Annotated in this window: 14 protein-coding genes; 5 read left to right on the forward strand and 9 right to left on the reverse strand. The window is 60.8% G+C overall.

What is annotated here, in order from left to right; translation table 11 throughout:
* Positions 1 to 7 precede the first annotated feature (7 nt).
* On the reverse strand, positions 8 to 982 hold the full coding sequence (locus ACZZ0B_RS14230; RefSeq protein WP_463546939.1) for a metallophosphoesterase: 975 nt from the start codon (positions 980 to 982) through the stop codon (positions 8 to 10).
* Entirely contained in the window at positions 979 to 1869 is an 891-nt protein-coding gene (locus tag ACZZ0B_RS14235; RefSeq protein ID WP_008079605.1) for an NAD(+) kinase, read from the reverse strand. The genes ACZZ0B_RS14230 and ACZZ0B_RS14235 overlap by 4 nt, the downstream gene beginning before the upstream one ends.
* A 115-nt stretch (positions 1870 to 1984) precedes the next feature.
* Here ACZZ0B_RS14235 and ACZZ0B_RS14240 point away from each other — a divergent pair, with 115 nt between their 5' ends.
* The gene (locus ACZZ0B_RS14240) at positions 1985 to 2935 is read left to right on the forward strand and encodes a DUF1853 family protein (RefSeq protein WP_008079604.1); all 951 of its coding nucleotides are present in this window, start codon (positions 1985 to 1987) and stop codon (positions 2933 to 2935) included.
* A 104-nt stretch (positions 2936 to 3039) separates the two neighbouring features.
* On the opposite strand, the gene ACZZ0B_RS14245 is transcribed toward ACZZ0B_RS14240, so the two are convergent.
* Together ACZZ0B_RS14245 and ACZZ0B_RS14250 are read right to left on the reverse strand one after the other, a co-directional pair.
* A complete protein-coding gene (locus tag ACZZ0B_RS14245) occupies positions 3040 to 4323 on the reverse strand; it encodes an arsenic transporter (RefSeq protein WP_463545542.1) in 1284 nt (427 codons plus the stop codon).
* A gap of 191 nt (positions 4324 to 4514) precedes the next feature.
* Positions 4515 to 5072, reverse strand: a complete 558-nt coding sequence (locus ACZZ0B_RS14250) for an NADPH-dependent FMN reductase (protein ID WP_008079602.1) — start codon at positions 5070 to 5072, stop codon at positions 4515 to 4517.
* Between the two features lie 184 nt (positions 5073 to 5256).
* Here ACZZ0B_RS14250 and ACZZ0B_RS14255 point away from each other — a divergent pair, with 184 nt between their 5' ends.
* Positions 5257 to 5487 carry a hypothetical protein gene (locus tag ACZZ0B_RS14255; RefSeq protein ID WP_008079601.1) on the forward strand — a complete coding sequence of 77 codons (231 nt, stop codon included), beginning with the start codon at positions 5257 to 5259 and terminating at the stop codon, positions 5485 to 5487.
* Between the two features lie 85 nt (positions 5488 to 5572).
* On the forward strand, positions 5573 to 6466 hold the full coding sequence (locus tag ACZZ0B_RS14260) for a LysR family transcriptional regulator (protein ID WP_463545543.1): 894 nt from the start codon (positions 5573 to 5575) through the stop codon (positions 6464 to 6466).
* Here ACZZ0B_RS14260 and ACZZ0B_RS14265 read toward each other — a convergent pair.
* From ACZZ0B_RS14265 to ACZZ0B_RS14285, 5 genes are all read right to left on the reverse strand, one after another.
* Entirely contained in the window at positions 6432 to 7046 is a 615-nt protein-coding gene (locus ACZZ0B_RS14265; RefSeq protein WP_008079598.1) for a GNAT family N-acetyltransferase, read from the reverse strand. The two genes, ACZZ0B_RS14260 and ACZZ0B_RS14265, sit on opposite strands and share 35 nt — an antisense overlap.
* Positions 7047 to 7060: 14 nt before the next feature.
* Positions 7061 to 9316 carry an Orn/Lys/Arg family decarboxylase gene (locus ACZZ0B_RS14270; protein WP_463545544.1) on the reverse strand — a complete coding sequence of 752 codons (2256 nt, stop codon included), beginning with the start codon at positions 9314 to 9316 and terminating at the stop codon, positions 7061 to 7063.
* 188 nt (positions 9317 to 9504) lie between these two features.
* Entirely contained in the window at positions 9505 to 10263 is a 759-nt protein-coding gene (gene dnaQ, locus ACZZ0B_RS14275) for a DNA polymerase III subunit epsilon (RefSeq protein WP_008088528.1), read from the reverse strand.
* 202 nt (positions 10264 to 10465) lie between these two features.
* Positions 10466 to 10927 (reverse strand): ribonuclease HI, encoded by a 462-nt coding sequence (gene rnhA / locus ACZZ0B_RS14280; RefSeq protein WP_123532078.1) that lies wholly within the window; start codon positions 10925 to 10927, stop codon positions 10466 to 10468.
* Positions 10928 to 11018: 91 nt separating this feature from the next.
* Complete coding sequence (locus tag ACZZ0B_RS14285) at positions 11019 to 11777, reverse strand: class I SAM-dependent methyltransferase (RefSeq protein WP_008088524.1); 759 nt, start codon at positions 11775 to 11777, stop codon at positions 11019 to 11021.
* Positions 11778 to 11843: 66 nt separating this feature from the next.
* On the opposite strand from ACZZ0B_RS14285, the gene gloB reads away from it, so the two are divergent.
* Both gloB and ACZZ0B_RS14295 read left to right on the forward strand, forming a co-directional pair.
* Positions 11844 to 12611 (forward strand): hydroxyacylglutathione hydrolase, encoded by a 768-nt coding sequence (gloB, locus tag ACZZ0B_RS14290; RefSeq protein WP_440096167.1) that lies wholly within the window; start codon positions 11844 to 11846, stop codon positions 12609 to 12611.
* A gap of 99 nt (positions 12612 to 12710) precedes the next feature.
* On the forward strand, positions 12711 to 14174 hold the full coding sequence (locus ACZZ0B_RS14295) for a LysM peptidoglycan-binding domain-containing protein (RefSeq protein ID WP_158836078.1): 1464 nt from the start codon (positions 12711 to 12713) through the stop codon (positions 14172 to 14174).
* The last annotated feature ends 16 nt before the right edge of the window (positions 14175 to 14190 follow it).

Genomic DNA, 14190 nt, shown 5'->3' on the forward strand with positions numbered 1-14190 from the left:
GCCGCGATCATTGCAGCACCTCCGGCCGCTCGACATCGACCCAGACAAATTTATGCGGATCCAGGCGGGTTTCCTGATCCAGACGGTAGGCGACGAGTTTGCCGTAGAGCACCGCGCTGTAATCCAGGCAGGCGAGGTTCGGGCGGATCGGCGCCGGTTTGCCGCTGCGCCAGTAGTGGCCGACGAACAGCAAAGGCTCGTCGACGCCGTAGCGCAGCAGGGAATTCTTTTCGATGGAGGTCAGCGGCGTCTGCGCCACTGGCTCCGGCAAGGCATCGGGCTGAAAGACGATGTCGCCGTAGGTTTTCGGATCGTCTTCCCAGAACTTGGTGCGGAAGAACGAACGCACCAGACCGTCGCCGCTGGTCATGGTCAGACCATCGGGCAAACGCATGTCGGTGCCGCGCAGCAGGCGATCGAAAACCGTGCAGGCAAAGCTGTCCGGCACGGCCGAAGCCTGGAGGAAGTGTTCGTCGATGCAACCATTGGGGAACAGCGCGCGCAACGGCTCGATCAGGCCGGCATCCCAACAGGCGTGGACAACGCGGAATCGTCCGGCGTCGACAAACAGCGGCAACTCGTAGAACCAGCGTTGGAAATCGTGCCAGTCACCGGGGTGGCCTTCGAACTGGGTCAGGGTTTCGTGCAGCAGACGCGCATGGCGTGGCGTGTGCTCGCGGACGAACTGCTTGCCACTGCCGGGCAGCGCCGGGGTGCTCCAGCCGAGGGCGTTGAATTCGTGGTTGCCCATGATGCACAAGGCCTGACCGGCCTCGACCATGTCGTGGACGATGTGCAGTGCCTCGCGAATCCGCGGGCCACGGTCGATGATGTCGCCGACAAACACGGCCATGCGCGATGGATGCCGCCAGACCCCGCCCTGCTTGTGATAACCGAGTCGGTCAAGCAAGTGTTCGAGGGTCAGGGCGCATCCGTGCACGTCACCAATCAGGTCATAACTGCGCGCGGGATCGAGCATCAGTCGCCTCCACCACCCAACTTGCTGCCCCAGCCGAGCTTGGTGCGGCAGACTTCGTAGTAATTGTGGTCGAGCGGGTGAATCAGGCGCAGCTTCTGCGCTTTTTTGCTGACGGTGATGGTGTCGCCCGGTGCGCAGGTGAAGTGGTTCTGGCCGTCGCAGGACACCTGCGGGTAGATCTGCATATCTTTGGACACGACGATTTTCAGCTCACTGTTGCCATCGACCACAATCGGCCGTCCCGACAAGGTATGGGGGTACATCGGCACAATCACAATAGCGTCGAGCTTGGGATGCATGATCGGCCCGCCGGCAGACAGCGCGTAGGCGGTGGAACCGGTCGGGGTCGCGACGATCAGGCCGTCGGCCTTCTGGCTGCAGACGAACTGGCCGTCGATGTACAGCTCGAACTCGATCATCCGCGTCGATTTGCCCGGGTGCAGCACCACATCGTTGAGCGCATCGCCCTGACCGATGGCCTCACCATGGCGGCGGACTTCGGCTTGCAGCAGGAAGCGGTTTTCCACCAGATAGTGGCCGTCGAGCACTTCGGCGACTTTGACTTCCAGCTCGTCCGGGCGAATGTCGGTCAGAAACCCCAGGCTGCCCCGGTTGATCCCGAGCACCGGAATATTGTGCCGCGCCAGCGCCCGCGCGGCGCCAAGCAGGCTGCCGTCACCGCCGACGACGATGACCATGTCGCAGACTTCGCCGAGCATCTTGCGTGACGAGGTTTGCAGGCCGTGGCCGGGCAGGACTTCAGCGATGGTGTCTTCGAGAATCACATGCAGGTGACGATCGAGCAGAAACCGTTTCAGTCGGCGGACGGTATCCAGCACCTGGGAACTGCCCAGGCGACCGATGATGCCGATATTACGAAATTGCTCCATGGGACCTCTGCGGACAATCGAAAACGCGAAAAGCACGATTATGGGCGAAAGCCTGCGATAGACAAAATCCTTTCAGCCTCAGGGGTGCGCGCGTGTTTAAGGCTATGCTCGCAAGATGATCCTATTTCCCGACTTGCTGCAGCTGCCCCACCAATTACGCCATCCGGAAGTGCGTGATCTGGCGTGGGTGATCCTCGCCCCGCCAATGCTCGCGGCCACACCATGGCCACAGCGCCACCCGCTGGCCGGCAGCGACTGGGTGGCTGATCCCGAGCGGCTGGAACGCTGGTTACGTCAGCTCGACCGCGACAGTTATGGCTTGCTGCACTGGTTGTCGCAGGCACGCACGCGGCGGCTGGGCTTGTATTACGAGCGCTTGTGGCAATTTGCCGTTCAGCAGGCGCCGGGGATCGAGTTGATTGCTGCCAACCTGCCGATCCGGCGCGAGGGGCATACCCTCGGCGAACTGGACATGCTGCTGCGCGACCGCGACGGCGTGCATCACCTGGAACTGGCGATCAAGCTCTACCTCGGCCCGCAAAACGGCAACGGGCGCGATCCGGCGCAATGGCTGGGGCCGGGTTGTCATGATCGGCTGGATCGCAAACTGGCGCACCTGGCCGAGCATCAACTGCCGATTTCCGCGCGCCCGGAAAGCCGTGAAGTGCTGGCGGCACTGGACATCGAAGTGTTCAGCGCGCAGCTGTGGCTGGGCGGTTATCTGCTGTATCCGTGGCCTGGCCAGGCCGAGTCACCGGTTGGCGCGCATCCACAGCATTTGCGCGGCAGTTGGTTGCATCAGAAGGACTGGCCGGCGTTCGTTGCGCAGCGCCCGGCTGGACGCTGGCAACCCCTGCCCCGCCATGCCTGGCTGGCGCCGGCGCATTATCCGGCGGATCAGACCTGGACTGCGGAGCATTTGCGAATGTGGCTGGAGGATCTTGAGCCGCTGGCGCCGGCGCAACTGATGGTGCGCCTGATTGAAAATGCGCGTGGGGAATGGGAAGAGGCGGAGCGCTTGTTTCTGGTCTCGGACCTTTGGCCGAACGTTCCCGGCCAGGCCTGAGTTTTTGGGGCGTTTGTACCGGCCCCATCGCGAGCAGGCTCACTCCTACAGGGGAACGCATTCCAATGTAGGAGTGAGCCTGCTCGCGATGGGGCCCACTCGGTCTACAGGGAAAGCCGCACAGCCAAAGCCGCCAACGTCACCAACAACACCGGCACCGTCAATACAATCCCGACCTTGAAGTAATACCCCCAGCCAATGTGAATGCCCTTGCGCTCCAGCACATGCAGCCACAACAACGTCGCCAGACTGCCAATCGGCGTAATCTTCGGCCCCAGGTCGCTGCCGATCACGTTGGCGTAGATCATCGCCTCCTTGATCACCCCGCTCGCCTGACTCGCATCAATCGACAGCAAACCGATCAGCACCGTCGGCAAGTTATTCATGATCGACGACAACAACGCGGTCAGCACCCCCGTGCCCATTGCCGCACCCCACACACCGTGACCTGCGAAAACATCCAGCCAACCGGCCAGATACCCGGTCAGCCCGGCATTGCGCAGGCCGTAGACCACCAGGTACATGCCCAGCGAGAAAATCACGATCTGCCACGGCGCCTCTTTCATCACTTTGCGCGTGGAAATCTTGTGACCACGCGCGGCAATGCCCAGCAGCAGCGCGGCGCACACGGCAGAAATCGCGCTGATGGGAATGCCCAACGGCTCCAGCGCGAAACAGCCGATCAACAGAATCGCCAGAACCGCCCAGCCGGCATAGAACGTGGCCTTGTCGTGGATCGCGGTTTCAGGATGTTCGAGTTGCTCGGGGTCGTACGCCTTGGGAATATCGCGACGGAAAAACCACAGCAACATGCCCAGCGTTGCCGCCACGCTGACGAAGTTCACCGGCACCATCACCGCCGCGTAGCGGTTGAAGCCGATGTGAAAGAAGTCTGCGGAAACAATGTTGACCAGATTGGACACCACCAGCGGCAGGCTCGCGGTGTCGGCAATGAACCCCGCGCCCATGACGAACGCCAACGTCGCCGCAGGGGAAAAGCGCAGCGCCAGCAGCATCGAAATCACGATCGGCGTAAGGATCAGCGCCGCACCGTCATTGGCGAACAACGCCGACACCAGCGCACCGAGCAGCACCATGAAGGCAAACAGCTTGCGCCCGCTGCCACGGCCCCATCGCGCCACATGCAACGCGGCCCAGTTGAAAAACCCGGCTTCGTCGAGCAGCAGACTGATGATGATCAGCGCGACGAAGGTGCCGGTGGCATTCCAGATGATCTGCCACACCAGCGGGATGTCGCTAAGGTGCACGACGCCGAAGATCAACGCCAGCACGGCGCCAAGCGTCGCGCTCCAGCCGACGCCGAGGCCTTTGGGTTGCCAGATGACAAGGGTAATGGTCAGCAGGAAAATCAGTGACGCAGCCAGCATCCGTAACAGCCTTGTTCAATAGAAAATTTTGAGAAACGGCAGGATACCTGTGGTGAGGGGATTTATCCCCGATGGGTTGCGAAGCAGCCCCCTGCGCCATTCAGTCAAACCGTGCTCGCAGGTTTTGCGACTGCTGCGCAGCCGTTCGGGGATAAATCCCCTCACCACAAGGAATTCACCAATGTGCTGGATTATTTTTTGTGTTGCTCGACGAATTGTCCGTAAGCATTGATAAAGCTTTGCAGGAAAGGTTTCACCGTCTCGCTCAACTTGCCTGATTCATCGAACGCCGAGCCCGCGCCACCCAGATAGGCCTCCGGCTGCTGCATGCATGGCACATTGAGGAACACGAACGACTGGCGCAGATGCTGATTTGCCCCGAAACCCCCAATGGCGCCGGGCGATACACTGATCACCGCCCCCGGCTTGCCACTCCAGACGGCCTTGCCATAGGGCCGCGAGCCAACGTCGATCGCGTTCTTCAACGGCGCCGGCACCGAACGGTTGTACTCAGGCGTCACAAACAGCACCGCGTCGGATGAACCCACTTTTTGCCGGAAAGTACTGTAGGCTGCCGGCGGTGAATCACCGTCGATGTCTTCGTTATACAGCGGCAGATCGCCAATCTCGACGATCTCCAGCTTGAGGTTGGCCGGTGCCAGCTCCGCCAGTGCCAAGGCGACCTTGCGATTGATCGACGCTTTGCGCAGGCTACCGACTACTACGGCGACGTTGTAGACATTGCTCATGGAAGACTCTCGACTGTCCGTGGGAAGGAGCCTGTAGTTATAGATGATTCAATGACGACTCCACCAGTCGACGAGGGAAATTCCCGCGTCCGGATTATTTTTTTCCTGTAGGAAAACTTACCGCGCTTGATGACGGTCTACCAAGCCGCAAATCAAGCGTTTTATCTCCAGAGGTTCTAAGCAGATGGCAGCAGTACTCGTCGGTCAGTTCCATGCAAGAGATGCGGAAGGCCGCGTTTATTCCGTGCATGAATTCCAGGAATCCACCCCGTCGGTCGACGGTCTCACTGGCTCGGAGCCGATTTACAAACTGGCCATTGGCGATCGCATCAAAAAGATCGATGACCAGACGTTCGAACTGGTTCAGTCGGGTATCACCCTGATTCGCGAACCTGAGCCAACCGTCGCTTCATAACTGGCCGTTATGAGCAGAAGTCATATGCGCAGACTTGGGGTAGGATTCAGCCACTGACCCCACCTGCTGAACATGGACTTCACGCATGCGTTTACGTCATATCGAAGTGATTCAGGCGCTCTTGCAGACCGGTCACCTGGGCACTGCCGCCGAATGGCTGCAGTTGCCAGTGACCGAGGTTGAAGAGCGTTTGCGCGAAGCCGAGAGTCAGCTGGGGTTCATGCTGTTCGCCAGCGTTCGCGGACGCCTGCAGTCAACGCCCGAAGCGCGGGCGTTGCAGGTCGAGATCGCCCACGTGTATGAGGCGCTGGAGCCCGTCCAGCGGCTGGCCAGCAGCCTCAAGCAATACCTCGCCCCGCCCCTGCGCATCATCGGCACCCCGCCGCTCACCCAACAACTGTTACCGCAAAGCCTGGCCGCCCTGCGCCGACGCCTGCCCGATGCACCGTGCAGCCTGCTGAGCGCGCCCACCCGCGACATCGTCCGCAGCCTGCTGCTGCGCGAGAGTGACCTGGGCCTGAGCCTGCACGATCCCGAGCATCCCGATATCGATTGCCAGCCGCTGGCCCAAGGCAAGCTGCAACTGCTCGCGCCCCACGGCTGGCTGCAACCGAAACAGAAATACATTTCCCTGCAGGATCTCGCCGGCCAGGCCATGGTCGGCCTCGAAGGCCAGGACCCGTTGAGCCCGGCGCTGGAAAACAAACTCCAGGGGCTGCGCCCGTCGCCGAGCATCCAGACCCGCGTGCAAACCCATCAAATGATGCGCAGCATGGTCGAGGCCGGCGAAGGCCTGGCCATCGTCGACCCGTTCACCGCACTGGGCGCGCGTGCCGCCGGACTTGACGTGTGCCCGCTGTCGCCAGCCGTGCCGATCAGCCTCTATGCCCTGACCTTCAAGCACGCCGCGCCGTCATCAGCGATTCAGACGTTGCTGGCGATCATCACGGAACAAGCCGAGGCGATGCTGTCGAGCTAAGCGAATTTTCCAACGGGTTATCAAACAGGCGATACCAGAACAACGCTACTTCGGCAGTGTTCGGGTCGATGCCGCGATAGCGCAACTGGTCGACCCCGCCAATCACATAACCGCAGCGCTCATATAACCGACAGGCCCCGAGGTTGTTGTTCTGGGTTTCGAGCATGATCCCCGGCAGCTTCTTCTTGCGACTCCAGAATTGCGCGACATCGAGCAATGCCTTGGCCACGCCGTGACGGCGGGCCGGCGCATGCACCGCCAGTTCGTCGATGTGGGCAAAGCCGTTCCAATTGGTACTGATCACCAGATGGCCGACCGGCTCGTCATCCAGATAGGCCATGAAAATGGCGCTGTCGGTGGCGTTGTGGAAGCTGCTGAATTCTTCGGGATCAATGCCGTAGCACTTGCGGTACGGCACGATCGACGTGACCCGCCATTGCTCGACCGGCATGCCGATCACCGCCTCACCGTAGGCGCCGACCTCGAAACTGAAGTCGCTGCCCCAGATATACGGCGCAAAACCTTCATCGGCGACCCGCACCGACAACCCTGGGTATTTCGGATTCATGACCGGTTGCATACTGGGAAAAGTCCTCATTCCTTGACGCAATCGACGGTGTAGTGCCGTCCATTGCCTTCGTCTTCGTGCTGCAATCCATGCACATCCGCGACAAAACCGGGGAAGCTGCTATCGAACGTGCGAGCAAATTTCAGGTAATCGATGATCGAGCGGGTCGCCTCGGTAAAGCGTTCGCCGGGCATGATCAAGGGGATGCCCGGCGGGTACGGTACCAGCATCACGGCGGCGATCCGCCCTTCCAGTTCATCGATGGGCACCGCTTCGACTTCGCCACGCACCAAGTGGTCGTAGGCGTGGGCCGGCTTCATGGCGATCTCGGGCAGCACGGTATACATGCGCTTGAGGTGTTTGGCCGTGGCATTGCTGCGGTAGCAGGCGTGCAACTGATCACAGAGGTCGCGCAGGCCCATGCCGCGATAGCGCGCAGTGTCTTCTTGCGCCACGCACGGCAGGCAAGTGTCGAGGCGGACGTTGGCGTCGTAACTGCGCTTGAACTCCAGCAGTTCGGTGAGCAACGTGCTCCACTTGCCTTTAGTGATGCCCATGGAGAACAACACCAGAAACGAATACAGGCCGGTCTTTTCGACCACCAGTCCGCGCTCCCAGAGGAATTTGCTGACCACCGCCGCCGGAATGCCCTTCTCGCTCAGCGCGCCACCGGCATTCAGCCCCGGCATCACCAGCGTGACCTTGATCGGGTCGAGCAACACGTAGTCGTCGCTGACCTCGCCGAAACCGTGCCAGTCGACCTCCGGTTTCAACAGCCAGTCTTGAGTCTGTACACGATCAATGCCTTCAACACCCGGCGGCTGCCAGATCGAAAACCACCAGTCATCGGCGGCAATGTGCTGGCGCAGATTGGCCAGCGCACGACGGAAGCTCAGCGCTTCGTCAAAGGTTTCCTGCAACAGCGAGCGCCCGGCCGGTCCTTCCATCATCGCCGAGGCCACGTCCAGCGAGGCGATGATGCTGTACTGCGGCGACGTCGAAATGTGCATCATGAACGCTTCGTTGAAGCGGTCACGATCCAGCTGTCGCGCCCCGCCATCCTGCACGTGGATCATTGAGGCCTGGCTGAACGCCGCGAGCAGTTTGTGCGTGGAATGGGTGGTGAACACCAGCGGACTGTCTTCGCTGCGCGAGGTGGCCATGCCGTAGCGCCCGGCGAAAAACTCATGAAACGCCGCGTAGGCGTACCAGGCCTCATCGAAATGCAGCACTTCGACGCTGTTGCCGAGGCTTTGCTTGATCAGCTCGGCGTTGTAGCAGAGGCCGTCATAGGTCGAGTTGGTAACCACCGCGAGCTTGACCTTCGGCGCACGGCCCTTGGTCAGCGGACTCGCGTCGATCTTGGCCTGGATCGATTCACGGCTGAATTCGCTCAGCGGAATCGGTCCGATGATCCCCAGTTCATTGCGCTCCGGGCACAGGTACAACGGGATCGCGCCGGTCATGATGATCGCGTGCAACACTGACTTGTGGCAGTTGCGATCGACCAGCACCAGATCGTCGCGCGCGACCATCGAGTGCCAGACGATCTTGTTGGCGGTCGAGGTGCCATTGATCACGAAAAAGGTGTGATCGGCGCCGAAATTACGCGCCGCACGCGCCTCAGCTTCGGCGAGTGGCCCGGTGTGATCGAGCAATGAACCGAGTTCCGGCACCGAGACCGACAAGTCCGAACGCAGGGTGTTCTCACCGAAGAACTGATGGAACGCCTGCCCCACCGGACTCTTGTGATAAGCCACGCCGCCGCCATGGCCCGGTGTATGCCAGGAATAATTGGAGTCGGCGGTGTGCTGCACCAGCGCTTTGAAAAACGGCGGCAGCAAGCCATCCAGGTACTTGCGCGCCGCTCGCGCGACCTGCCGGGCGAGGAATGGCACGGTGTCTTCGAACAGGTAGAGAATGCCGCGCAATTGATTGAGTTCGGCCATGGCATCGGCCGGGGCGTTTTCCAGGGTGACCTGCTCGCCCAAGGCAAAGATCGGTAGATCCGGGGCACGCACCCGCGCCAGGCCGATCAGTTCGGCCATGTTCTGCAAGAGATGGGAGTTGGTGCTGGCGTCCTCGGCGGCAATCAACATGCACGCGAGGCCATGATGGGTCGACGCGACCAACCGCCCTTCGGCGTAGTCGGTGGCCGAGACGATACTGAAACCTTCCTGCTCCAACTCCCGGGCGATGCCACGGATACGGTCACCGGCGACCGTGTCGGTCTTGATGTCGCGGTGGACGATCAGCACCGGAAATTTCAAATCTTTGTACATGGGGCTCAGTGTCCTGAGGCGGCAGGTTTGCGGCTGCCAATGCACTCAGGGTAGAGGGTTGCAGCGAATGTGGCGAGGGTGGCCAGTTGTCAGTATTTCCAGAAACAAAAAGATCGCAGCCTTCGGCAGCTCCTACATTGGAATGTGATCCCCTGTAGGAGCTGCCGCAGGCTGCGATCTTTTGATCTTCAGGCTTGGGCGTCGGCTTCGGCGATCTGCGTCCATAACGCTGGGCCACCGGCAGACTTGGCAATAATCTCCAACCGCACCAGATGCGCCGCCAACTCATCTTCAGTCGCACGAATGATCCGCGCCGGCTGACGGTCCGCCGGCAAGCGACGAATCTCGGTCGCCGAGTTGTCCGCGCCCTCGCCCGAGCCATTACCGTCCGAGGCGTTGCCGGCCAGCGACAGGCTGGTCTGGCCACCGGTCATGGTCAGGTAAACGTCGGCGAGAATTTCCGAGTCGAGCAAAGCGCCGTGCAATTCACGGCCGGAGTTGTCGACGCCATAACGTTTGCACAACGCGTCGAGGCTGTTGCGCTGCCCCGGGTGACGTTCCCGGGCCATCATCAGGGTGTCGAGGATCGAGCAGTGCTGGGTGATGTCAGCACGATCCTTCTGGCCCATCAAGGCGAATTCGTTGTTGATGAAGCCAACGTCGAACGCCGCGTTATGGATGATCAGCTGCGCGCCTTTGATGAACTCAAAGAACTCGTCGGCGACTTCGTTGAAGCGCGGCTTGCCGACCAGGAACTCGTTGGTGATGCCGTGGACGCCGATGGCGCCTTCATCACTTTCACGATCCGGTTGCAGGTAAACGTGAAAGTGCCGGCCCGTCAGGCGCCGACCGATCAGTTCAACACAGCCGATTTCAATGATCCGGTGACCATCGGTCACCGGCATGCCGGTGGTTTCGGTATCGAGTACAACGGATCTGGTGGCCATCAGTGCTCAGCTCTCAACGGGGTCAATCGTGCAAAAACGCGGATGTTAACACGCTCACGGTTCGCATCGCGCGCCGGCTTGAATGACACCCCACCAACCTGTAGGAGCTGGCGCAGGCTGCGATCTTTTGATGTTGGTTTTTTAAATCAAGATCAAAGGATCGCAGCCTGCGGCAGCTCCTACAGGGGGTATGTATTGGGAATCAGGTCTGTTTGTAACCGCGCACTTCGTCAACCCCACGGTTGGCCAGTTGGTCAGCCCGTTCGTTGCCGTGATGGCCGATGTGGCCGCGCACCCATTTCCAGGTGACCTTGTGGCGGTTGACCTGCTCATCCAGCTCTTTCCACAGGTCAGCGTTCTTCACCGGCTCCTTCGCCGCGGTTTTCCAGCCGCGCTTCTTCCAGTTGGCCATCCACTCGTTGATGCCCTTCATCACGTATTGGGAGTCGGTCACCAGCAGCACTTCACACGGACGCTTGAGCGCTTCAAGGCCGCGAATCGCGCCGAGCAGTTCCATGCGGTTATTGGTGGTGTTGGCTTCGCCGCCCCACAGTTCCTTTTCGACACCCTTGCACACCAGCAAGGCGCCCCAGCCACCCGGGCCGGGGTTGCCCTTGCAGGCGCCGTCGGTGAACAGTTCTACGCTATCGACGCTTTCGCTCATGCCACTCTATCCAGAAAAAATGCGTGTCTTGCCGATCACGGATCGACAATGACCTGGACCGGGACAAACCCGGTCACAAATAAAAGAAGGTTTACGGTTCGATACGACGGCGGTTGACCTTGGCCATCGGCAGCGGAATCAGCTTGCCCATCGGCTCGCGACGTTCCTGACGCAACGGCCGCAGCCCTACGACGATCTTGCGCGCGACCAATAAATAGAAGCCGCCGCCCGACAGTTGCCAGTCACCGGCCTTGCGTTCCCAGCCGGCCAGGCGGGCCTGCCACTTGGGTGACGCGAGCGGCGGACGATAGCACCCGAAGCGGCGTTTCTCCAGCGCAAAGCCCAGCAGGTTGAGCCAGTCGGCGACCCGCGACGGCGAGATGCAGCGCGCCTTTCGCAGGGCGTCATGGGCGAAAACATGCCGCAGCCCCCAAGTGCTCCAGGGGTTGATGCCGATGATCAGCAAATGCCCGCCGGGGCGCACGCTGCTCGCTGCCTCACGCAGCAAACCGTGGGGCGACAGGCAGAAATCCAGACCGTGCTGCATCACCACCACATCGGCCGCGTGCTCGCTCAATGGCCAGGCTTGCTCTTCGCAGACAATTTCGACGCCGGGCAACGGCGCACCGAGGCGCACATTGCGCTGCACCTGCGGGGCCGACGGCGGGGTTTCAGCGGACGGGCCGTAATGCACCAGATAACCGCCGAAGAACCGACCGAGCTCGTCTTCGAGCATGCGCCGCTCTTCATCGAGCAGAAATTGCCCGAGCGGGCCGGACAGCCATTCACGGGCTGCACCGATCAGGGCCAGCCAGTCAGGATCAGCCTGTGCGAACGCTTTATCACTCATCGCATTCTCCAAAGCGCCAGGAACTACTAAGATGCGCCAATGTTTTCCGCTTGGCGAATTCCGACGATGATACAGATCAGTGCCCTGCCCGCGTTCACCGACAACTACATCTGGTTGTTACAGGATCACCGCACCCAGCGCTGCGCGGTGGTCGATCCCGGCGATGCCGCGCCTGTGCTGGCGTGGCTCGACGCCCATCCGGGCTGGGTGTTGAGCGATATCCTGATCACCCACCATCACCATGATCATGTCGGCGGCGTCGAACGCCTGAAAGCGGCGAGCGGCGCCAAAGTCTACGGGCCTGCCAGCGAAAGCATCCCGGCGCGCGACGTGGCGTTGAAGGATAACGACAGCGTCAGCGTGCTCGGCTGGGACTTCGCAGTCTATGCGGTGCCAGGTCACACCTTGGGACACATTGCCTATTACCACCACGGCCTGCTGTTTTGCGGCGATACGCTGTTCGCCGCCGGTTGCGGCCGACTGTTCGAAGGCACGCCTGAGCAGATGCACCACTCGCTCGGCCGTCTTGCTGCGCTACCCGAAGATACGCTGGTCTACTGCACTCACGAATACACCCTGAGCAATCTGAAGTTTGCCGCCGCCGTCGAGCCGGGCAACCCGGACATTGCCGCCCGTCTGGAAAAAGTCAGCCAGCAACGACAAAACGGCGTCATGACCCTGCCCTCTACTTTGGCTTTGGAATTGCTCACCAACCCGTTTTTGCGTACCTCTGAAACATTAGTTAAACAAAAAGTGGACGAACGGGAAGGCGCTCAAAACCGGGCGCCGAGCGAGGTTTTTGCGGCTCTGCGGGCATGGAAAGATAAGTTCTAAGTGGCTCATGGCTTGGTACAAAAATTCTGAATGGTTGACCGCAGGGGGTGCGCTTTCTAGAATCGCCCGACATTTTTGCCCGGAACTTACTTCCAGCCAATGTCGTCATCCATACGTAAGTCCGTCAATTCAGACGCATTGACCCGCTTGGCGCAAGCCATCGCGGTGGCTGTGTCCGCCACGCTGGCGGGCTGTTCCAGCCATGCTCCGCAGACTGAAGCGACCCATACGCCCAACATTGCTGCGCGAGCCAAGCAGAAGCCGATCTGGCTGACCGAGAAGCCCAGCCCACAGGTTCCCCAGGACATCTGGGAACGCATGCGCCAGGGTTTCCAGCTGCAGGAAGGCTTGGGCGTGAACCCGCGCATCGAGCAACAGCGCCTGTGGTTCGCCAGTAATCCCTCTTTCCTCGAGAATGCCGGCGAACGCGGCAGTCTCTATATCCATTACATCGTTGAACGCCTCGAAGAACGCAACATGCCGCTGGAACTGGCTCTGCTGCCAGTGATTGAAAGCGCCTACAATCCGATGGCCTACTCGCGGGCCGATGCATCGGGGCTGTGGCAGTTCATTCCGTCCACCGGGCGTTACTTCAACCTGCGCCAGACCCGCTTCTACGACGGCCGCCGCGACATTACCGCGTCAACCACTGCGGCCATGGACTACCTGACCCGTCTGCACGACATGTTCAACGGTGACTGGCTGCTGGCCTTGGCGGCATACAACGCCGGCGAAGGCACGGTCAGCCGTGCCATCGAACGCAACGAGAAGCTCGGCCTGCCGACCGACTACTGGAACCTGCCGCTACCGGCGGAAACCCAGGCGTACGTGCCGAAGCTGCTGGCGCTGTCGCAAGTGGTGCTGGCGCCGGAAGCCTACGGGGTCAACCTCAACCCGATCGCCAACGAACCGTACTTCCAGGTGGTCGAAATCAACCAGCGCATGGACCTGTCCAAAGTCGCCGCGGTTGCCAACATCGACGAAGACGAACTGTTCCAGCTCAACCCGGCATTCAAGCAGCGCACCACCATCGACGGCCCTCAGCATTTGCTGGTGCCAACATCGAAAGCGCAATTGTTGACCGCCAGCCTGCAGACCATGCGTCCTGATGAGCTGATCAGCAAACGTTCGCTGAAACCAGTGTTCGAAGGTGCCGATCCGTCGGAAGTGGCCAAGCTCAAGCGCGCCTATCGCGTCAAGCGTGGCGACAACCTCGGCTCCATCGCCAAGGCCAACAAGGTCGAAGTGAAGGATCTGCAGCGCTGGAACAAGCTCAGCGGCAAGAACCTCAAGGTCGGCCAGACCCTGGTCATGCAGGACACCACCAAGCGCAGCCCGGCACGCAAGTCCGGCCGGGTCAACACGGTGGTTGCCGCCAACAGCAAGACCAAAGGCAAGGACGACAGCGCGCAGCAGACCCAGTACAAGGTCAAGCGCGGCGACACGCTGTACGTGGTGGCCAAGCGTTTCAACGTTGAGATGCAACATCTCAAACGCTGGAATCCGGGTGCGGGCAAGGCACTCAAGCCTGGGCAGATGCTCACGGTTTACCAGCCGCACTGATTTGAAATCAAAAGAT

Source organism: Pseudomonas sp. AC247 (assembly GCF_979258015.1).